20 protein-coding genes are annotated in these 21,499 nt (G+C 57.0%); 11 read left to right on the top strand and 9 right to left on the bottom strand.

The window, feature by feature from the left end; all coding sequences use genetic code 11:
* The first annotated feature begins 8 nt into the window (after positions 1-8).
* The 11 genes from ACR0JE_RS09220 (at position 9) to pdeM (ending at position 12,102) form a co-directional block, all read left to right on the top strand.
* Entirely contained in the window at positions 9-632 is a 624-nt protein-coding gene (locus ACR0JE_RS09220; protein ID WP_480863959.1) for an OmpA family protein, read from the top strand.
* A gap of 202 nt (positions 633-834) precedes the next feature.
* The gene (locus ACR0JE_RS09215) at positions 835-2,070 is read left to right on the top strand and encodes an AAA family ATPase (protein WP_170531003.1); all 1,236 of its coding nucleotides are present in this window, start codon (positions 835-837) and stop codon (positions 2,068-2,070) included.
* A 24-nt stretch (positions 2,071-2,094) separates the two neighbouring features.
* Positions 2,095-3,531, top strand: a complete 1,437-nt coding sequence (locus tag ACR0JE_RS09210) for a TadA family conjugal transfer-associated ATPase (protein ID WP_480542037.1) — start codon at positions 2,095-2,097, stop codon at positions 3,529-3,531.
* Positions 3,532-3,542: 11 nt separating this feature from the next.
* Entirely contained in the window at positions 3,543-4,511 is a 969-nt protein-coding gene (locus ACR0JE_RS09205; protein ID WP_170531007.1) for a type II secretion system F family protein, read from the top strand.
* Positions 4,512-4,521: 10 nt separating this feature from the next.
* The gene (locus tag ACR0JE_RS09200; protein ID WP_480546445.1) at positions 4,522-5,499 is read left to right on the top strand and encodes a type II secretion system F family protein; all 978 of its coding nucleotides are present in this window, start codon (positions 4,522-4,524) and stop codon (positions 5,497-5,499) included.
* A gap of 7 nt (positions 5,500-5,506) precedes the next feature.
* On the top strand, positions 5,507-6,088 hold the full coding sequence (locus ACR0JE_RS09195) for a tetratricopeptide repeat protein (RefSeq protein WP_480864022.1): 582 nt from the start codon (positions 5,507-5,509) through the stop codon (positions 6,086-6,088).
* Between the two features lie 29 nt (positions 6,089-6,117).
* Positions 6,118-6,972 carry a tetratricopeptide repeat protein gene (locus ACR0JE_RS09190; RefSeq protein ID WP_170531013.1) on the top strand — a complete coding sequence of 285 codons (855 nt, stop codon included), beginning with the start codon at positions 6,118-6,120 and terminating at the stop codon, positions 6,970-6,972.
* Positions 6,973-7,518, top strand: coding sequence for a prepilin peptidase (locus ACR0JE_RS09185; RefSeq protein WP_480542033.1), 546 nt, complete (start codon positions 6,973-6,975; stop codon positions 7,516-7,518).
* A gap of 116 nt (positions 7,519-7,634) precedes the next feature.
* On the top strand, positions 7,635-8,942 hold the full coding sequence (locus ACR0JE_RS09180; protein ID WP_170531017.1) for an ATPase: 1,308 nt from the start codon (positions 7,635-7,637) through the stop codon (positions 8,940-8,942).
* A 40-nt stretch (positions 8,943-8,982) separates the two neighbouring features.
* Complete coding sequence (locus ACR0JE_RS09175; RefSeq protein WP_480863958.1) at positions 8,983-11,394, top strand: ligase-associated DNA damage response DEXH box helicase; 2,412 nt, start codon at positions 8,983-8,985, stop codon at positions 11,392-11,394.
* A gap of 39 nt (positions 11,395-11,433) precedes the next feature.
* The gene (gene pdeM / locus ACR0JE_RS09170) at positions 11,434-12,102 is read left to right on the top strand and encodes a ligase-associated DNA damage response endonuclease PdeM (protein WP_480863957.1); all 669 of its coding nucleotides are present in this window, start codon (positions 11,434-11,436) and stop codon (positions 12,100-12,102) included.
* Here pdeM and ACR0JE_RS09165 read toward each other — a convergent pair.
* The 9 genes from ACR0JE_RS09165 to pal form a co-directional block, all read right to left on the bottom strand.
* On the bottom strand, positions 12,099-12,845 hold the full coding sequence (locus tag ACR0JE_RS09165) for a LytTR family DNA-binding domain-containing protein (RefSeq protein ID WP_480863956.1): 747 nt from the start codon (positions 12,843-12,845) through the stop codon (positions 12,099-12,101). The two genes, pdeM and ACR0JE_RS09165, sit on opposite strands and share 4 nt — an antisense overlap.
* A gap of 206 nt (positions 12,846-13,051) precedes the next feature.
* Positions 13,052-13,942, bottom strand: a complete 891-nt coding sequence (gene folD, locus ACR0JE_RS09160; protein WP_480863955.1) for a bifunctional methylenetetrahydrofolate dehydrogenase/methenyltetrahydrofolate cyclohydrolase FolD — start codon at positions 13,940-13,942, stop codon at positions 13,052-13,054.
* Between the two features lie 51 nt (positions 13,943-13,993).
* Entirely contained in the window at positions 13,994-14,299 is a 306-nt protein-coding gene (locus tag ACR0JE_RS09155) for a chorismate mutase (protein ID WP_480863954.1), read from the bottom strand.
* A 58-nt stretch (positions 14,300-14,357) separates the two neighbouring features.
* Complete coding sequence (locus tag ACR0JE_RS09150; protein WP_170531029.1) at positions 14,358-16,034, bottom strand: formate--tetrahydrofolate ligase; 1,677 nt, start codon at positions 16,032-16,034, stop codon at positions 14,358-14,360.
* A 165-nt stretch (positions 16,035-16,199) separates the two neighbouring features.
* Positions 16,200-16,775: an MOSC domain-containing protein gene (locus tag ACR0JE_RS09145; RefSeq protein WP_480863953.1), complete on the bottom strand. Its 576-nt coding sequence runs from the start codon at positions 16,773-16,775 to the stop codon at positions 16,200-16,202.
* Between the two features lie 92 nt (positions 16,776-16,867).
* On the bottom strand, positions 16,868-18,784 hold the full coding sequence (gene ftsH / locus ACR0JE_RS09140) for an ATP-dependent zinc metalloprotease FtsH (RefSeq protein ID WP_353012480.1): 1,917 nt from the start codon (positions 18,782-18,784) through the stop codon (positions 16,868-16,870).
* Between the two features lie 76 nt (positions 18,785-18,860).
* Entirely contained in the window at positions 18,861-20,114 is a 1,254-nt protein-coding gene (gene tilS, locus ACR0JE_RS09135; RefSeq protein WP_480863952.1) for a tRNA lysidine(34) synthetase TilS, read from the bottom strand.
* Positions 20,111-20,935, bottom strand: a complete 825-nt coding sequence (gene ybgF / locus ACR0JE_RS09130; RefSeq protein ID WP_480863951.1) for a tol-pal system protein YbgF — start codon at positions 20,933-20,935, stop codon at positions 20,111-20,113. The genes tilS and ybgF overlap by 4 nt, the downstream gene beginning before the upstream one ends.
* A 4-nt stretch (positions 20,936-20,939) precedes the next feature.
* Positions 20,940-21,446: a peptidoglycan-associated lipoprotein Pal gene (pal, locus tag ACR0JE_RS09125; protein ID WP_170531039.1), complete on the bottom strand. Its 507-nt coding sequence runs from the start codon at positions 21,444-21,446 to the stop codon at positions 20,940-20,942.
* Positions 21,447-21,499 lie beyond the last annotated feature (53 nt).

The following is a 21,499-nucleotide window of genomic DNA, read 5'->3' as shown; positions in this document are numbered from 1 at the left end:
ATAGACCAATGAACAAGTGGATCATCACCCTGGGTCTTACGGTCGCGATCTCGGCCTGTACACGTGAGGCGGGATATGAGCTCGACCAGGGCGCATATGGGAACGCGACGCTCAACAATATTCAGGTCATGAATGGCGAGTTGACCTTTGCACAGATCCTGAGCCGCCGATTCGCCTCGGACGTTCCGGTTCAGATCAACTTTGCCTTCAATAGTGCACAACTGGACGCTTCGGCACAGAGTGTTCTGCGGCGTCAGGCTGATTGGATCAAACAGTTCCCTGAGGCGCGTTTCCGCGTTTATGGCCACACCGACGCCGTGGGATCGACCAGCTATAACCAAAGCCTTGGCCTGCGCCGCGCGCAAGCTGCTGTTAACTATCTGGTGCAACAGGGAATTTCACGCTCACGGCTCGAAGCTGTGGTATCGTTTGGTAAAACGCGCCCCCTGATTGACACGCCCAATCGTGATCGGCGAAACCGCCGGACGGTAACCGAGGTATCTGGCTTTGCAGATGGCAGATCGCAACTTCTAGACGGCAAGTACGCCGACGTAATCTATCGTGAGTATATCGATAGCGCGACACGGCCAAGCTACATTGAAACAACGACCGGCACCTCAGCCGACGGTTGATAATACACCCGAAATAGGCGACATCGTCGCCTATTTCCCTACAATTGGTTCTTTTGCGCCAAATTCTTGCCCAACTTCACAGCGACATTGTCAACAATTGGGTGACCTGCGGCCTGTATTGACCGCTTAGGGGCGACAGCAAATCATTCGGCGTGATCTCGTCCGCAAGAGATGCTGGCCTCTCTCAACGAGGGTAGTTTGTATGACCAGCGCGACGCCGCAAGACGACAACACCGGTATCCTGGCCTGCACGATCAGCCGGGACGTCCAAAACTTCGATCTGCTGATCGAAGATATGGAAGCCGCTTTGGGTGAGCGTTGGGGCGATCTTGGTTTTGCCGAAGCTTTGGCGTTTTTTGGTCAGCCCGAAGCAGATTCCATGCAATTCGTGGCGCTGGCCATCGACGGCGAAGACGAAGATAACCTTTCGCTGATGGGTGAAATCATCACCCAGGCGAAGGAGAAGAAGATCAAAGTGGTGCTGATTGCCGAGGATGTGACACCCGCATCGCTCCATCAGCTTTTGCGCAAGGGCGCGGATGAGTTTGTGCCCTACCCTCTGCCCGAGGGTGAATTGCAAGAAGCAATTGAGCGTATGAACCAGCCAGATCCGGTTGCTGCTGCGCAAGCAGCGGCAGTTCCATTGGCGGGGGGTGACGCCAAAGAAGGCGCGATGTTCGTTGTCCATGGTCTGGCCGGGGGTGTCGGCTCAACAACCATGGCCGTGAATCTCGCCTGGGAGCTTGCCAACGTATCTGACAAGGACGCACCGACGGTTTGCCTGATCGATCTGGATCTGCAATTCGGCACAGTTTCAACTTATCTCGACCTGCCGCGCCGTGAAACTGTGTTCGAGATGCTGTCCGATACAGCCGCTATGGATGATGAAGTCTTCTCGCAAGCACTTCAAACATATGAAGAAAAACTGCAGGTTCTGACAGCACCAGCAGACATGGTTCCACTGGATTTGATCACACCGGAAGACATTCAGCGCGTCATCGACATGGCGCGCAAGCATTTCGACTATGTCATCGTGGACATGCCGAAAACCTTGGTTCACTGGTCGGAAACTGTATTGCAGGCGTCCCATGTCTATTTTGCCATGATCGAGTTGGACATGCGGTCCGCTCAGAACGCGCTGCGCCTGAAACGGGCCTTGCAAGCCGAAGAACTGCCATTCAACAAGCTGCGATTTGCATTGAACCGGGCCCCGAAATTCACCGATCTGAATGGTAAAGGTCGCGTAAAACGCATGGGCGAAAGCCTTGGAATTTCCATCGATTTGCAACTGCCGGATGGCGGGAAACCCGTGATGCAAAGTGGCGACCACGGTCTGCCACTTGCCAACGCTGCGGCCAAGAACCCGTTGCGCCGCGAAATCGCGAAGCTGGCAAAATCACTCCACAGCCTGGGCAGCAGCGACGCTGAGGCCGCATAAATCATCCCAAAGGGGGGATCAGCCGTGTTTTCAAGATACAAGAAATCGTCCGAAGCGCAGCCGGTGCAGACACCGGCTAAGGCGCCCGCACCGGCAGCACCTGTAGATACCCCCGCACAAAATGCCATCGCAAGAAAACCGGTTCAGAAAAAAGCGGCAGAGGCGAACGGTGTTGATCGCGATCGCAAGCGCAAGGAACGCCTGGGCGAAATCAAGATCGAGCTGCACCGTGAATTGCTTGAGAACCTGAACCTTGCTGCACTGGAAAACGCTGATGAATCTGAACTGCGCTCAGAGATCAGCGCGATTGCCAGCGAAGTTCTTGAAGCGCGTAGTATTGTTCTGAACCGCGAAGACCGGACCCAACTGAACAAAGAACTTTATGACGAAGTCACAGGCCTTGGCCCATTAGAAACGCTGCTTCAGGACGACACTGTCAACGATATTCTGGTGAACGGCCCGCAACAGATATTTGTGGAACGCGCCGGCAAGCTGGAAATCAGCGACATTACCTTCAAGGACGAAAAGCACCTGATGCGGATCATCGACAAGATCGTATCCGCCGTGGGTCGTCGAGTTGATGAATCCAACCCCTATGTTGACGCCCGTCTGGCCGATGGATCGCGCTTCAATGCTATGGTGCCACCAATTGCGGTGGACGGTTCTCTGGTTTCCATCCGTAAGTTCAAAAAGGACAAGCTGGGCATTGACGATCTGGTCAATTTCGGCGCGTTTACCGAAGAGATGGCCGCCTATTTGCAGGCCGCAGTGTCGACCCGACTGAATGTGATCGTATCGGGCGGTACGGGTTCTGGTAAAACGACCACTCTGAACGCGCTATCCAGCTTTATCGACGATGCCGAACGCATCCTTACCATCGAGGATACGGCGGAACTTCAGCTGCAGCAGACCCATGTGGGCCGGATGGAAAGCCGCCCACCCAACGTGGAAGGTAAGGGTGAGGTCAGCCCGCGCGACTGTCTAAAAAACGCCCTGCGTATGCGCCCTGACCGCATCATCGTTGGCGAGACGCGTGGCGCCGAGGTGATCGACATGCTGCAGGCCATGAACACCGGTCACGATGGGTCAATGACGACGATCCACGCCAACTCAGCTCGGGACGGCATCTCGCGTCTAGAAAACATGATTGCGATGGCTGGCATCGAGATGCCGATCAAAGCGGTCCGCAGCCAGATCTCATCCGCTGTGAATCTGATTGTTCAGGCCAGCCGTCTACAGGACGGCTCGCGCCGTATGACATCAATCACTGAGATCACCGGTATGGAAGGTGATGTTATTTCGATGCAGGAAATCTTTAGATTTCAACGCGTTGGATTGACACCTGACAACAAGATTATCGGTCACTTCACTGCAACGGGTGTACGCAGCCACTATTCGGAACGGTTCCGTTTGTGGGGCTTTGACCTGCCTGCGTCCATCTACGACCCAACCACAGTGTAGGAGAGCTTAGTATGAATGTGCCTATGGAGGCGATCATCTATGTCGCCATATTTGTGGGGGTCCTTGCCCTAGTTGAAGGCATCTATCTTGTCGCGTTCGGCAAATCCATCAGCCTGAACAGCCGGGTAAATCGCCGTCTGGATATGCTGGAAAAAGGCGCCGGGCGCGAACAGGTACTTGAACAGCTGCGCAAGGAAATGCAGCAGCATATGAAATCGCAGAGCATCCCTCTGTATTCATTGCTTGCAGACAAAGCGCAAAAGGCGGCGATTGCGTTCTCGCCACGGCAGTTGATCATGATCATGTGCTTGGTCTCTGTTGTCGCGTTTATGGGGCTGAGCATTGGTACCGCTACAGAGATCACCCTGCGCATCGCGATTTCAATCGCGATCGGTATTGGCGGTGTCTACGCTTGGGTGAACCACAAAGCCAAGAAGCGGATGAGCCTGATCGAAGAGCAATTGCCCGATGCAGTGGAACTGATGGTCCGGTCCCTGCGTGTGGGCAACCCGTTTGTTTCGACAATTCAGGTGGTTTCTAACGAAGTACAGGACCCGCTGGGAACTGAATTCGGTGTAATCGCCGATGAATGCGCCTATGGCCGCGATGTTGGCGAGGCGCTGAAAGACATGGCAGAACGATTGGATATGCAGGATTTGCGCTTCCTTGCTGTTGCTGTCGGCATTCAGCAGCAATCCGGTGGTAACCTCGCAGAAATTCTGGCCGGTCTCGCACAGGTTATCCGCGCGCGTTTCCGTCTGTTCCGCCGGGTCAAAGCCATCACGGCCGAGGCGCAATGGTCTGGTAAGTTCCTGTCTGGTTTCCCAATCGCCTGTCTGGTGTTTATCCTGGTGAAAGACCCCGGCTATTACGACGAGGTTCTGGATCACCCCTGGTTCATTCCGGCCTGTTTCGTCGTTGGCATCCTGCTGACGCTGAATCTGATCGTCATGAAGATCATCACCAACATTAAGGTCTGAGGGCGGTATCATGGAATTTCTGACCAGTATCAACGATATGCTCACCGCGAACCTTGGTGAGTTTGGCCCACTGATCGTTGTGGGCATTCTGGGCCTTGTGCTGATCGGCGTCGCCGTTTCGCTGATGATGAGCCAGCCCGAAGACCCGTTGAAAAAGCTTCAGCGCTCGACCGCTGCCCCCAAGGCAGCGAAGAAGGGTAAAAAAGACAAGCTGCGGCATGGCAGCCAGAACGAACAACTTGAAAAGTTTGCCACCTTTCTGGAACCCAAGGACCAGGAAGAATACTCCGCGGTCCAGCTGAAACTGCGGCAAGCGGGCTATCAATCAAAAGATGCTGTTCGCTTCTTTCACTTTGCGCAGTTCGCACTTGGAATCACTGGTATCGTTCTGGGCGTCCTGCTGATCACGGTGTTGGCAGGGGATCAGGAATACACCAGCCAACAACAGATCATCCGCGTACTTTTGCCTGGTGGCATTGGCTACATGATCCCAAAGTACTGGATCACGCGACGGGTCGCCGAACGGCAAGAGGCGATAACATCGGGTTTCCCGGACACGCTTGACCTCATGCTGGTCTGCGTCGAGGCAGGGCAATCACTGGATCAGGCGATTGTGCGTGTCGCAGCTGAGATGAAATCCTCTTACCCGGACATTGCGCAAGAATTCGAAGTTGTTGCGTATGAGATGAAAGCCGGTAAGGACAAGGATACGGTCCTGCGCGATTTTGGTACGCGCTGCGGAGTTCAGGATGTCAGCTCTTTTGTTACGGTAATGATCCAATCGGCAACATTCGGTACTTCAATCGCCGAAGCCCTGCGGGTTTATGCCGGTGAGATGCGCGACAAACGGGTCATGCGCGCTGAAGAGGCCGCAAACAAGTTGCCTACGAAAATGACTCTGGTCACAATGATGTTGACGGTGCCACCACTGCTGATCATTCTGGTTGGCCCCTCTGCAAATGTCATTTCGAGCTTTGGCCGCGGATAAAGCGCTAATGAATACAAAACTCAGGTGCGTCCGATCTGGACTTCGCCGACTGCTTCAAGCCACGGTGGTGATAGCCACCGTGGCTTCTTGTGATCAACTTGGTCAGCCCAACGGGTTGGACGCGCCGGGCATCGACCCCGATGGTCAAACAAGCGACAACATCGCGACGGGCAACAGGTTGATGGCCGCAGGGGAATATGAACTTGCCCTGCAAAGTTTCAGCCGCGCCGCGCTTGAACAGGGGATGACGCCACAAGTCCTGACATCGATGGGAACCGCCAATCTTGGATTGCGGCGTTTGGGTCAGGCAGAACCTTTGCTACGACGCGCGGTTGAAGATGATACTGAGTGGCCCGTGGCCTGGAATAATCTGGGCGTATTGTTGATGGAGCAGCAGAAATACCCCGAAGCCGCTCAGGTCTTCCAACGTGCCTTCGCCCTGGACAATGGCGAAAGTGACGCAATTCGGGACAATCTGCGCTTAGCACTCGCAAAAATGGAAAATCCTGTTAATACTACTCCTCAAGAACAAGAATATACGCTGGAACAGCGCGGCGACGGGCAATTTACGCTGCGCAAAATCCAGTAAACGAGGCAAGAGCAGTAAAGGACGCAAAAATGCGCCAACAATTCTTGATTCCGTCACTCATTCTGAGCGGGCTTATTCTATCCGCATGCGAAAAAGAATCTGCCGAAGAGCGGGTTGAACGCACGTTTCAGGAAGTGAACGTCATTGACGAAACCAACCTGAACGACGTTCTTCTGAACGCCTCAGATCCCAACGAAGCGGTGACCTATTTTCAGGGTGCCGCCGCCAAGAACCCCAACCGGATCGATCTGCAGCGTGGACTGGCCGTTTCACTGGGTCGGGCAAAACGTACCACCGAAGCAAGCGCTGCCTGGAAACGGGTAACGACCATGAAGGGAACCAACAGCTCAGACAAAGTCGAATATGCGGACGCTTTGGTTCGAAATGGCGATTGGGCGCAGGCCAAATCTGTGTTGGATTCAGTTCCCCCGACCTATGAAACCTTCAAGCGCTATCGTCTTGAGGCTGTTGTGGCCGATTCCAGAAAAGAATGGAAACGCGCTGATCATTTCTATGAAACAGCCATGGGTCTGACGACTCGTCCTGGCAGCGTCATGAACAACTGGGGCTATTCTAAACTGACCCGCGGCCAGTATGCGGAAGCAGAGCGCCTGTTTTCCGATGCCGTTCGGCAGGATAGTTCGTTGTTTACAGCAAAGAATAATCTGGTTCTTGCCCGCTCGGCACAGGGGAACTACAGCCTGCCTGTTGTGCCCATGTCGCAGATCGAACGCGCACAATTGTTGAACACGATGGGCATTTCAGCTGTCAAACAGGGCGACATCAATACCGCGAAGAACCTGTTCCGCGAGGCGATCTCGACTCATCCACAGCATTTTGACGAAGCGGTCAGATCTCTGCGCGCGCTTGAGAGTTCCACCTAAATGGAAATTCCTGTTCGCGCGGCGATCTGGTTCTTGCCGTTCATCCTACCGATCTGCCTGTATGTCGCCTTTACCGACATGCGCGATATGAAAATCAAGAACCATGCGGTTGTGGCTCTGGCTTTTGTCTATGTGGTTGTTGGGTTGATTGCCCTGCCCCCTTGGTCTACCGGCACAATCAGTGGCTCGCTAGGCCCCTTCCCGGTCGCCCTCTCTCCATATATCTGGCAGTTGCTGCATCTGCCCATTGTGCTGGTTGCGGGCATTCTTTTGAATGCCATCGGTGCCTTCGGCGCGGGTGATGCTAAGTTTCTGGCCGCGGCAGCACCCTTCGTCTGGATACAAGACCTGGGCGTTCTGATCGCGATTTTGCTGGCAACAGTGCTGGGCGCCGTTGCCACTCACCGGTTGGCCCGCCACACCAGACTGCGCACCATCGCCCCTCATTGGGAAAGCTGGGATCGCGGTAAGAAGTTCCCGATGGGCCTCGCTCTGGCAGGGGCTTTGGTCATGTATCTGATTTTGGGCACTGTTTACGGTTCGTAAACTATCATCTGTGCGCCATGTCGCTGCCTTGGTCCCGCCACAAAGCTGAGCCAGATTTCCCACAAGTGGCCCCTTTGGGGGCATGTGTGTGATTTCAGGATAGACGAGCGCCGCGCATGAATATGCAAACCTCCGCCGTGATGGCCCCTCCTGCGCCTAAGGGATTGGGCGAAATGCAGCTTCCGCTGGTGATGATGCGGGACATCCTGCTGAAAACAGTCTTTCGCAAGAATGCCAGCACCGTGTCGGAAGTAGCCGAGGCAATCTGCCTGCCCGGCGCTGTCACACAGGAACTAATCGACATCGCGCGCGAGCAGAAACTGCTGGAAGCCACGGGCACCCTGAACGCGAACAGCGGCAACGAGATGGGGTACCAGCTGACCGACGCAGGAAAGGCCCGTGCGCTGGATGCGCTGAGTCAGTCGGAGTATTTCGGCGCGATGCCCGTGCCGCTTGATGTGTACCGCGAGCAGGTCAAACGCCAGTCGATCCGCAACATTCAGGTCACGCGTGAGCAATTGGTCGGTGCAATGGGCCATCTGGTCCTGCCTGACAGCCTGTTGGACCATCTTGGCCCTGCGGTCAGCGCAGGCCGCTCGATCCTGATGTATGGCCCTCCGGGCAATGGTAAATCCTCGATCTCGAACGGTATCCGCGATGCATTGGGCGACAATGTCTATGTGCCCTATGCCATCGAATATGCTGGTCAGGTAATCACCGTCTATGACCCGATCGTGCACACCGCGATCGAGCAGGAAGCCGACGACCCCAACAGTCTGCGCCGCCGCAAGCGGTTCGACTCGCGCTATGTGCAATGCGAACGCCCTACTGTTGTAACGGGTGGTGAATTATCGCTCAGCATGCTGGATTTGGTCTACAACCCCACAGCGCGGACCTATCAGGCCCCGCTGCAGTTGAAATCGACCGGTGGCATCTTCATCGTGGACGACCTTGGCCGTCAGGCAGAACCGCCACAGGCGCTGGTCAACCGCTGGATTGTTCCGCTGGAAGAAAACAAGGATATCCTTGGCCTGCAATCGGGTGAGAAATTCGAGGTTCCGTTTGACACGCTGGTCATCTTCTCGACCAACTTCCACCCGAACGAGATTTTCGACCAAGCGGCCCTGCGCCGGATCTTCTTCAAGATCAAAATTGATGGCCCGAACCAAGAGAACTTCCTGAAAATCTTCGCCATGGTGGCCCGCAAACGCGGCATGCCACTGGATGAGGCCGCTCTGGTTCACCTGTTGAAGGTCAAATACCCGACCATCGACAATATCTATGCGAACTATCAGCCGATCTTCCTGATCGATCAGATGATTTCGATCTGCGAATTCGAGGGCATCCCCTATCAGATGAGCCCCGACCTGATTGACCGCGCCTGGGCCAACATGTTCGTCAAGGACGAGAAAATCGTCAAATAACGCCGTGCCATTCCGGCACGAGGGCGGTTAATCTGCACCTATGACGCAGATTCCCGCCCGGATCACCGATTGGTTTTCGGCCAAAGGCTGGTCCATCCACCCCCATCAGCAAGACATGTTCGACCGGGCACGTGATCCGGCAACGCTGCTGATCGCCCCTACCGGGGGCGGCAAGACAATGGCCGGGTTTTTGCCGTCTCTGGCTGAGCTGGCCGTAGGCGCACATAGCGGGTTGCACACGATCTATGTCTCACCGCTGAAAGCCTTGGCGGCGGACATAAAACGCAACCTGCGTTCCCCGGTCGACGAGATCGGCCTGCCTATCCGTATCGAAGATCGCACCGGCGACACCTCGGCCACGCAGAAGAAACGCCAGCGTGCGGACCCACCGCATATTCTGCTAACGACGCCGGAAAGCCTAGCCTTGCTAACCTCATATGAGGATGCGCCGCGCATGTTTGATGGGGTGCAACGTGTGATCGTCGATGAAATCCACGCCCTCGCCGAAAGCAAGCGCGGAGATCAGTTGATGCTGGCACTGGCGCGGTTGCAGAGCCTTTGCCCGGAACTACGTCGCGTCGGCCTGTCGGCGACGGTCGAAGACCCGGAAGGGATCGCCCGCTTTCTGGCGCGACACCCGGACCCGTGCCGGATCATTCAAGCCGATCCCGGCCCTGACCCCGACATCGCGATGCTGGAAATAGACGAAATGCCCCCCTGGTCCGGCGGTGGGGCGGCCTATGCGATCCCGGCTGTTCTGGATCAAATCCGCCAACACAAAACAACACTGATCTTTCACAATACCCGCGCGCAGGCGGAAATTTTCTTTCACAATCTCTGGCTTGCCAACGCAGACAGCCTGCCCATCGGCATCCATCACGGTAGTCTGGACCGCCAACAGCGCGAACGTGTTGAGGCCGCCATGGTCCGGGGCGACCTGCGCGCCATTGTCTGCACCGGCTCTCTGGATTTGGGAATCGATTGGGGCGATGTTGATCTGGTGATCCAGATCGGTGCGCCCAAAAACGTCAAGCGGCTGGTGCAGCGGATCGGGCGGGCAAACCATCGCTACAACGCGCCGTCCAAGGCGCTTCTGGTACCCGCAAACCGGTTCGAAGTGGTGGAATGCGTCGCCGCGCTGGAAGCTGCGAAAGCGCATGAACTGGACGGCGACCCGCGCGGCGCAGGGCCCCGCGATGTGCTGTGCCAACACATCCTGATTGCGGCCGCCGCAGGGCCATTCGATGCGGATACGCTGTTCACGGAAATGACGTCCGCCGGGCCGTTTTCCGATCTGAGCCGCCCGGAATTCGACGCCTGTCTGGATTTCTGTGCAACTGGAGGCTACGCCCTACGCGCCTATGACCGCTGGCAGAGACTACAACAGCGCTCTGATGGGCGGTGGCAGTTGCGCGACCCCCGCGCCGCTGCACGTATCCGCATGAACCTTGGCACCATTCAGGATACCGATACGCTCAAGGTTCGGCTGAGGCGTAACAGGGGCGGCAAACCTCTGGGCGAGGTTGAAGAGGCGTTCGCAGCTTCTCTCACCCCCGGCGATACTTTTCTGATTGGCGGTCAGATCGTGCGTTATGAGGGGCTGCGTGAGATGGTGGTCGAGGTCAGCCGTCGTGCTGACAAGAAACCCAAAATCGCCACCTTCGCAGGGACGAAATTTGCCACCTCCACCCAGCTAAGCGACCGTATCCTACACATGTTCGCACAACCCGATTGGCCTCAGTTGCCTCGTCACACTGCGGACTGGTTGGCCTTGCAGAGGGACATATCCCGGCTGCCCCAACGTGATCGCCTTCTGATTGAGAGCTTTCCAAGCGACGGACGAGAGCACCTATGCGTGTACGGCTTCGCCGGACGCAATGCTCAGCAAACTTTGGGCTTGCTGATCACCAAGCGCATGGAAGAAACCGGGTTCGCGCCCTTGGGTTTTGTTGCAACGGATTACGCGACTTTGATCTGGGGCTTGGATGCGGTGACCGATCCCAGCCCTCTTTTCCAACTCGACGCTTTGCGACAGGGATTGGACACATGGTTGGCTGGCAATGCCGTTATGAAACGCAACTTTCGTGCCTCGGCCACAATCGCCGGCCTGATCGAACGCAACACCGGCGGGCAACGCAAAAGCGGACGGCAGGCCACGTTTTCGTCAGATATCCTCTACAACACGCTATTGAAATACGACCCCGACCATTTGCTGATGCAGATCACCCGAGAGGAGGCTATGCGCGGGCTGGTTGATTTTGGACGTATCGAGGCAATGGTCGCACGGATCGGAGATCGGATTGATCTGCTGCGGCTTGACCGTATCACACCGTTGGCTGCGCCCCTGTTTCTAGAGGTTGGAAAGATCCCGGTCAAAGGCGCGGCCGAGGAACGGTTGCTTGCAGAAGAAAGCGCACGGCTGCTGGAAGCTGCCGGGCTGAACCAGCTGTAAGCCCTTGCGCATGGAACAGAAACAGGCAAAGAACGTATCATGAACGGCTTGGATTTTCTGTTTTGCGGTCAGACGCTGCGTGCCCTTCCCTCTGGGGCACTTTGGTGGGCTAATCGGCGGATGCTGTGTGTCTCGGACCTGCATCTGGGCAAGTCCGAACGGTTGGCACGGCGCAGCGGATTGACGCTGCCACCCTATGACGGCCGCGAAACGCTGGATCGGCTGTCGGCAGATCTGGATGCGTCAGGTGCTGAAACCGTTTTGTGCCTGGGCGACAGTTTCGACGATCTGGATGCCTCAACCGCCCTGGCCGCATCCGAGAAACTGCAGATCACCAGGCTGCAGGCCGGTCGGGAATGGATCTGGATCGAAGGCAACCACGATCCCGGCCCTATCGAACTGGGCGGCACACATCTGGCGGAGTGGGCCAAAGGTCCTCTGATTTTTCGCCATATCGCCGAGGCAAATGCCAAGGGCGAAGTCTCGGGTCATTTCCACCCAAAGGCACGCCTGTCGATCCGAGGTAGATCAATCTCTCGCCCGGCGTTCTTGGTGGATCAAGATCGGCTTGTCCTGCCAGCCTATGGTACCTACACAGGCGGATTACGCAGTTCCGAGCACGTTCTGTCAGACCTGATGCAGAGCGACGCTATGGCCATATTGACCGGGCCAAACCCGCAGATGATCCCGATGCCGCGCACGGCCTAGATCAGCCCGTCTTCTTCCAGCATCGGCTTATATTTGCGGCTGACCGGTACCAGATCACCATTGACCAAGCGTAGGAAGGTTTTGCTGCCGGTCTTTTCAACGCCCGCAATGGATGCATCTGTGACCCAATGTGAGCGGTGAGAGCAGTGGCCCGGAACAGGCTCCATCTCGGCAATAGCGTCCGTAAAACGTGATCTGATCGAAAACATGCCTTCTGAGGTAACAACATCCACGTTGTGATCCCGGACTGTCAGCCGGTAGATCTGACCCTCAAACCCTTCAGGCAAGCGTTTTGACAAGCGCGGCAATTCCGGCGGCTTAGGCCCCACGCTATCAGCATGAAGATCACCGCGACGCACAAGCACAAGGCCTGTGGCAAACAGCACGCCATACGCTGCTACCGATTTAACCTCGGGCACCATCTTTCCGGTATACGTAAACAGACCCCAAGCCAGCAGCCACAACAGCGGTGTTAGAAACACCAGGATCACCGCCGCGAAAGCCAAATCGCGCAGCGGCAGTTTCAGTAGTATCAGCTTGTCTCGCAAAAGCATCCGGGTTGCCCAGATCGCGCCCAACGCGATCGTCATAACTCCGACCCAAAACAACAGGCGCAATCCATAGGGAACATCAGCATCCATGAAGGGGGGGAAGGCATATGACAGCAACGGAAGAAAAATGAACGCGGCGCACATGCGCTGAGGGGTAAGGGCCGTTTTGAGTTCACTTACTTCGGTATTCATACTTATCTTCAGATGCACCGCGCCAAATCAACATCAGACATATTGGCAAAGATGCAGACTAACTTAGTAACCATCTGGAAAATAATATTTATCACGATTTACTTCACAAGGAAAGCTTTTCAAAAAAATACCGCGCCCGTGGTCATGCGGGCGCGGTAAATCGTATCTTAAGCTAGCTGATTCTGGTTCAGTTCCAGAACGCAGAATTATGCGGTCAGACCTTCTGGTTCTGCCAATTTGTTCGCGCGGCATGCGGCTGTGAGGGTGTTTGCCAGCAGGCAAGCGATGGTCATGGGGCCGACCCCACCGGGAACCGGGGTGATCGCACCGGCACGCTCGGCTGCGCTGTCATAATCCACGTCGCCCACAAGCTTGTTCTTGCCATCGCGTTCGATCCTGTTGATGCCCACGTCGATCACGGTGGCACCTTCCTTGATCCAGTCGCCCGGCACCATTTCAGGGCGGCCAACGGCGGCCACAACGATGTCGGCGCGTCGCACGACATCGGGTAGATCCTTGGTGCGGCTGTGCGCGATGGTCACGGTACAGCTGTCGCCCAGCAGCAGCTGTGCCATCGGCTTGCCAACGATGTTCGACCGCCCGATCACAACCGCATCCATACCGGACAGCGAGCCATGGTGGTCGCGCAGCATCATCAGGCATCCCAGCGGGGTGCACGGCACCATCGACTTCTGGCCGGTGCCCAGCAGACCCACATTCGAGATATGGAACCCATCCACATCCTTGGCCGGATCAATCGAATTGATCACGAGGTCTTCGTTCAGATGCTTGGGCAGCGGCAACTGCACCAGAATGCCATGCACAGCCGGATCGTTGTTCAGCTTGTCGATCAGCGCCAGCAGGTCGTCTTCGGATGTGTCGGCGTCCAGCTTGTGCTCGTACGAGTTCATGCCGACCTCGACGGTCATTTTGCCTTTCGAACGCACATAGACCTGGCTCGCCGGGTCTTCGCCCACCAACACCACGGCCAGACCGGGTGTGATGCCATTTTCTTCCTTCAGCTTGGCAACTTGATCAGCCACCTGCGCGCGCACTTTTGCGGCAAAGGCTTTACCGTCGATAACCTGGGCTACCATTGTTCAATCCCCTCTTCCAAAACGGGTCAGGCGCACGAGGCGCCTGTTTGGTCAGTCAGCGCCGAGCACACGCTCTTCGCGCGCAATCGACCAATCAATCAAAATGCGCCAGAGCTTTTCAGCAAGATCAGGGTCCATGCCCAATTCATCCGAGCTCTTGCGCACACGCTGCACCACCTCTTCGACCCGATCCGGGATACGGGCGGGCAGCCCCTCGCCGGGTTTCAGCTGAGACGCACGGTCAATATAGCCTGCGCGCGTTACCAACAATTCGATCAATTGGCGGTCCAGCTTGTCGATCTGAGGCCGCAATTCCTGCATCGAGCGACAGTCTTGCGGCGGTATCAGAGTGGGCATGTTTCTCTCCTCATGGCCCGGGGGTATCCCCAGACCACGAGATGTATCATTCAGGCGCTTAGAACAAGCCCTCGATCTCACCTGCGTCGTTAAGGCAGATGGTCTCGGCCGCAGGTTTGCGCGGCAGGCCAGGCATGGTCATGATCTCGCCGCAGACTACCACAATGAAACCTGCACCAGCCGACAGACGAACCTCGCGCACCGGAACCGAATGGCCGGTGGGCGCGCCGCGCAGGGTTGGGTCGGTCGAGAAGGAATACTGAGTCTTGGCCATGCAGACCGGCAGGTTGCCATAACCTGCGGCTTCCCATTCCTTCAGCTGGTTGCGGATCTTGTTGTCAGCCAGCACCTCGTCTGCGCGATAGATGCGCTTGGCGATGGTTTCGACTTTCTCGAACAGAGGCATATCGTCGGGGTAGATCGGCGCGAAATTCGCGCTGCCACCTTCAACGATTTCGACAACTTTCTCAGCCAGAGGCGCCGAGCCTTCCGAGCCCAGTTCCCAGTGACGCGACAGAACCGCCTCAACGCCATGCTCGGCGCAGTAGCTCTTGACCGCTTCAACTTCGGCGTCGGTGTCGGTGACAAAATGGTTGATGGCGACAACAACCGGTACGCCAAAGGACTTCACGTTCTCGATGTGACGGCCGAGGTTGGCACAGCCAGACTGAACCGCATCCACGTTCTCGGCGCCCAGATCGGCTTTGGCAACGCCGCCGTTCATCTTCATCGCGCGCACGGTGGCAACCAGAACCACAGCCGACGGAGCGATGCCCGCCTTGCGGCACTTGATGTTCATGAACTTTTCGGCACCCAGATCGGCACCAAAGCCCGCTTCGGTCACGACATAGTCAGCAACTTTCAGAGCAGTTTTGGTCGCGATGACCGAGTTACAGCCGTGTGCAATGTTTGCAAACGGGCCGCCATGCACAAAGGCCGGGTTGTTTTCCAGCGTCTGCACCAGGTTCGGCTGCATTGCGTCTTTCAGCAGAACGGTCATTGCGCCTTCGGCCTTGATGTCGCGGCAGTAGACCGGGGTTTTATCGCGGCGGTAAGCCACGATGATGTCGCCCAGACGCTTTTCCAGGTCTTTCAGGTCGTTCGCCAGGCAAAGGATCGCCATAACTTCGGACGCAACGGTGATGTCAAAGCCTGCTTCACGCGGGAAGCCGTTCGACACGCCACCCAGCGAAGCAGTGATCTGACGCAGCGCACGGTCGTTCATGTCGACCACGCGACGCCATGCAACGCGACGGATGTCGATATCGCACTCGTTGCCCCAATAGATATGGTTGTCAATCATCGCCGACAGCAGCGAATGGGCCGAGGTGATGGCGTGGAAGTCACCCGTAAAGTGCAGGTTCATCTCTTCCATCGGAACGACCTGAGCGTAGCCGCCACCTGCAGCGCCGCCCTTCATCCCAAAGTTCGGGCCAAGCGAGGCTTCGCGGATACAGATCATCGCGTTCTTGCCAATGCGGTTCAGACCGTCACCCAGACCGACCGTGGTGGTGGTCTTGCCCTCACCCGCCGGGGTCGGGTTGATCGCAGTGACCAGGATCAGCTTGCCGTCTTCACGGCCCTGCACCGAGTTGATGAAGTCTTGGCTGACTTTGGCTTTGTCGTGGCCGTAAGGCAGAAGATCCGCAGAGTCGATGCCTATCTTGGCACCGATTTCCTGGATCGGCTTCTTGTTCGCTTCGCGCGCGATTTCGATGTCGGATTTGTAGCTCATTGGGCAGGGTCCCTGATTGAATGCCGTGCAAATACGGCGCGGCGCGCCGATGCTGAGCAACCCATACCGTTGTGTACAAATCCAGTGGCTATGGATTCCGACATATTCATGCCGCGAAACGGCGTTAGATTGACTTCACCGTTTCTAATCGGAAACCCTGGCCACCTATGGCGCCCAAATCGGTTGATCGGGAACAAACAGTTTCATCCTGTCGCCAATGCGTAACTCACCGGGCCGCTCGTCCCAGGCAGTCACCCCGCGACGCCCTTTCGCAGCAGGCTTGAACTCTGCCCCGTGGCCGGCGTGCTCCGCTTCAATCTCACGCCCCGGCAAGATGCAGGGGGCGTTCTCCATATCGACTGTGAGCGTTACATCACCGTCGCCCTTTAGTCGGGACGAAGGTGGAATATGCGAAAAGTCAGGGATTCCCTTGAGGACAATCGAAGCGCCCAGATAAGACGGATCCAACTGATCAAGCCTCATCTCGGCGGCGATCTCGTCCAGTTCTTCAACAGACAAAATCGACAGCTGACGCACATTTCGGATTTTAGTCCCCTTTGGATAAAGGTTTCCAACCCGAACACAGGATGCGCGATTGAGCCCTTCATGGCGCTCACCCTGGACACCCACAAATTCAAGCCACAGCGCTTCGACCGCCTGTGCACGCAATGATGCCCCTGCAGGGACATACCCTAACCAGAGCACCTCGGCTGAATACTCTGTTTCGCGCAAAAACGGCATGGGCTATCCTTCTCTATCGTGCCACGCGCGCATAATGCGCATGCGTGCAGCGATGGAAAGAAAAACCCGGAGGCGGGCTCCGGGTTTTCTGATTATGCGGTTGGTTCAGGCTCCATACCACCTTCGGGTGGGGATTTCTTGGCCTTGGTCTTGGGGATCGCCGTGACACTTGGGGCGCTGCCCTCATCCGGCTTATCGCCCTCGTCGTCACTTTCGCTGGGCGGCTCGCCATTCATGACGCGCTTGATCTCGTCCCCGGTTAGGGTTTCGTATTCCAGCAGACCCTGGGCCAGACGCTCCCACGCCTCGTTCTTGTCGGTCAGGATTTTGTAAGCGTGCTCATATCCCTGCTGGATCAGACGCTTCACTTCTTCCTCGATCAGCTCTTTGGTATGCGCGGACACCGAGAATCCGGCTGTATTGCCCGAGTACCCTTCATGCGCTTCGGCATAGTCAATGTTGCCGACCTTGTCCGACATACCCCAGCGCATCACCATCGCGCGTGCCAGCTGGCTGGCCTGCATGATGTCACCGGCGGGACCGTTCGACACATGATCCTCACCATATTTGATAACCTCGGCCGCCTTGCCCGCCATGGTCATGGCCAGCTTTTGTTCGCACTCATCGCGGTGGTAGTTCAGGCGATCCATTTCTGGCAACGAGACAACCATACCCAACGCACCACCGCGTGGAATGATCGTTGCCTTGTAAACCGGATCGCACAAAGGCAGTTCCAGACCGACGACGGCGTGACCGGCCTCGTGATACGCGGTCTTTTCCTTTTGGTCCTGAGTCAGCACCATCGAGCGACGCTCGGCCCCCATCATCACCTTGTCTTTGGCGTTCTCGAAATCTTCCATCGTGACAAAGCGACGACCCACGCGAGCGGCCATCAAAGCGGCCTCGTTCACAAGGTTCGCCAGATCTGCACCTGAGAAGCCCGGAGTACCCCGAGCGATGATGCGCAGATCGACATCGGGGCCCAAAGGTGTCTTACGTGCATGCACGCCCAAGATCTTCTCGCGGCCTTTAATGTCGGGGTTGCCAACAGTCACGTTCCGGTCGAAACGGCCCGGACGCAGCAGCGCGGGGTCCAGCACGTCCTTACGGTTAGTCGCGGCCAGAATGATCACGCCTTCATTGGCCTCGAACCCATCCATCTCGACCAGCAATTGGTTGAGCGTCTGTTCGCGTTCGTCGTTACCACCGCCATAACCGGCGCCACGATGGCGACCCACGGCGTCGATCTCGTCGATGAACACAATACAGGGTGCGTTCTTCTTGGCCTGTTCGAACATGTCTCGGACACGAGATGCACCGACACCCACGAACATTTCAACAAAGTCAGAGCCCGAGATGGTGAAGAACGGCACGCCCGCCTCACCTGCAATCGCACGCGCCAGCAACGTTTTACCAGTACCCGGAGGGCCAACCAGAAGAGCGCCCTTCGGGATCTTACCGCCGAGACGGCTGAATTTCTGCGGATTGCGCAGGAATTCCACGATCTCTTCCAACTCTTCCTTGGCCTCATCGATGCCCGCTACGTCATCAAAGGTCACACGGCCATGCTTTTCGGTCAGCATCTTAGCCTTGGACTTGCCAAAGCCCATCGCACCGCCTTTGCCGCCGCCTTGCATTCGGTTCATGAAATAGACCCAGACACCGATCAGCAGAAGGAAGGGCAGCAGCGTGATCAGGAACGATTGAAAGCCCGACTGCTGTTGTTTCTCAGCGCGCACCGGGATGTTCTCGTCGATCAGCAGCTTGGTGACCTCGGCATCGCCGGGTTTGATCGTCACGTAGGTTCCGCCGGTTTCGGTGGTGTAGCGGATCTGCTCACCATCCAGCGTCACGTTCTTGACTTCACCGTTCTGTACGGCGCTGACAAAGTCGGAATAGGTGCGTTCATTGCTCTGAAGTGTTCCGCCCGGTCCGCTGAACAAATTGAACAGTGCAAGGATCAGCAAGAACAGAACGACCCAGAAGGCGATATTGCGAGCGTTGCCCAAGGAAATTCTCCCAAAAGATTTCGGCAAACGGGTATTTGCCGGGTTGCTTCTTAAAATAGAGAGGATTGGCGCAGGTTCAATGCGATAAAAACGACGCGTAAAACTCGGGCCATTCCGGTGCGAGTTCTGCGGCCCAGCCATTGGGAAAGCCTGCCAAAGGCGCCGCCTGCAATTCATCACCGTGCCAGATCGCTGGTGAGGATTGTAGTGCAAGGCGCGGACGCCCCGCTGCACGCCAATCGGGAACCGAGGCAAGCCCTGCCTCACCCAGCGCGCGGATTTCAAAACCGTCGGTCCCCGGCCCGGACAAAATCCAACGTGCATCCCAGCGCGCGGCGGGGCGCGCTTTCAGGTTGGCAACGGCCTGAAACTCTCTGCAAATCCAAGTGTTCGCAGCTTGAGGCACCAGCAGACACCCGCTTAGAGATCCCGCTTGACCATTGGCCAGCGCTTCTATGGCTTGGTCCACAGCGGACTGACGCGGGGGATATCCTGGCCCTGAAATCCAGACGAGGATACCGACAAGCAGTCGACGCTTGATCTCGGCTGGCAAGGTTTGGAACGCGGCCCGATCCACACAAACATCCCCGTCGAATACACCCGTGACCTTCCGGGCGGATTCCTGCGTAAACAGGTCCAGCGCCTCACGCGCTTGGGCAAGGTTGCTGGCGACGCGCGACAAGGTTTCGGGCGTGATCCCCAGCGGAGACAGGTCAGCAAGTGCCTTTCGGGCTTTGATCCGATCAAACCTATTGTCCTGATTCGATGGGTCCTCGATCCAGTTCAGCCCTTTATCCGATAGATAGTCGCGCAAGCTATGGCGGGAGATCCCAAGCATCGGGCGCAGAATGGTGATACCCGCCCAGGCATGCGAATTTGGCATCGCTGCAAGGCCTGTCACCCCTGCGGAACGGGCCAGCCGCATCAGCACCGTTTCTGCCTGATCATCCGCAGTATGACCCAACGCAATCGCAGGGATACTATTTGCATGCGCCCATTGAGTCAGCAATGCATACCGCGCCTGCCGCGCTTGATCCTGCAGATTGCCTGAGCCGTCCCAACCTTGCCACTTCAGGATGTCGTGTTTCAGCCCCAGTCCAGCCGCCTGCCGCGCTACAATTTGGGCCTCTTCGGCAGCTTCTGGTCGCAAGCCATGGTCAACCGTGGCTGCACATAGCTCAGTCCCTTCATCTGCGGCGATTTCAGCGAGAAGGTACATCAATGCCACCGAGTCGCCGCCGCCTGAAACAGCAACACCCAGACGTTGCGGCAGCCGTTCAGGCAGCCGGGCGCGAATATCGGATGTCAGGCTGTTCGGGGTCCGGCTCAAGAACACCCCAGTGAGGCCATTTCCTGTGTGGCATTTGACGCAGGGCCAGAAGATGGGAACCGAACACCGACTTCACCGAGGGTGATACAGGCCTGATCGGTTTGACCCAGACGGCCCAGCGCCGCGCCGAGCTCATACAACGCCTCGGGCGCAACCGCCCCTTCGGAATCGCCGGTGAAGCTGGCAAGAAAGGCGCGTGCCGCTTCGCGCGTGTCACCCAAACCTTCTAGCGCTTGCCCGCGTTTCAAATGCGCCTCGGGCGCCAAAGGGCTGCCGGGATAGGATGTATCGAACTGCGCAAACTTGGTCGCGGCGGTCTGGAAATCACCATCGGCCAGCGCTTGCGACGCATCGTTGAAATCCGCCTGCTCGCCAACGGCGAGTTCTGCCTGCTCGGTCGCAGGAGGAGTGGCAGGTGTTATCACCGCCGTGCCCGAACCGGTGTCTTCGCCACCCAGTGTACTAGTTGGTTCGCCAGAGATTTCACAATTGGCCTCCAACTCACAAAGGCGGAATTCAAGATCCCCGATCCGGTTGGTGCCATCGGTCACAATGTTTTGCACCCGCTGGTTCAATTGCTCAGTCTGACGCGTCAGGCGTTGTAGCTCGGCCTCAATCGCGTCGACGCGTTCAAGGACAGAACTGCCGGAAAGGTTCGGCGCCGGAGAGCCGGTGGTGGAAAACTCGCGCTTCAAGCGCTGTATCTCCACATGCAGCACAGTCAGCTCCTGCCGGATATCCGCCAGCGTCTGCTGATCCTGCGCTTGCGCCACGCCCGCTGTTGCGACAACTGCGGCCAAAACCCATCCTGCAAGTCTCATCGTCTTACCCCAAGGTTGAACCGGTCAGCACTGTTACCGCACGGCGGTTCTTGGAATAGCATTCCTCGGTGCTACAAATTTCAATCGGGCGCTCTTTGCCATAGCTGACAGTGGTCAGTCGGTTGCCCGCCACCCCACGCGAAATCAGGAACTCACGCGCTGCATTGGCGCGGCGTGCACCCAGTGCGAGGTTATATTCGCGCGTGCCCTGCTCATCCGCATGGCCTTCGATCGTGGCCACATAGTCAGGGTTCGCCATCAACCACTCGGCCTGCCCTTGTAGAACCGTCTGAGCCTGCGGCGATAGGGTCGACTGATCCACTGCAAACAAGACGCGATCGCCAACCGTTTGCTGGAAATACGCAGGCGAGCGCGGATCACTGGGTGACCCCGCAACAATCGAACCGCTGCCACCGGGACCGCCACCGCCCAAAGCCGAAGGATCATTGTTTGCGCAAGCTGCAACCACGCTCAGCGCGCCCAGCGCCAGGATTTTGCCCAATATGTTCATCTCAAGTGCCTCGTTGTTTTGTTCGTTGCCGCCTGTCTACCACAGGGGCGGTT

The sequence above is a fragment of the Ruegeria sp. H3 genome (genome assembly GCF_056533095.1).
The sequence above is the reverse complement of the archived record's forward strand: the minus strand, read 5'-3'. Positions and strand labels throughout refer to the sequence as shown.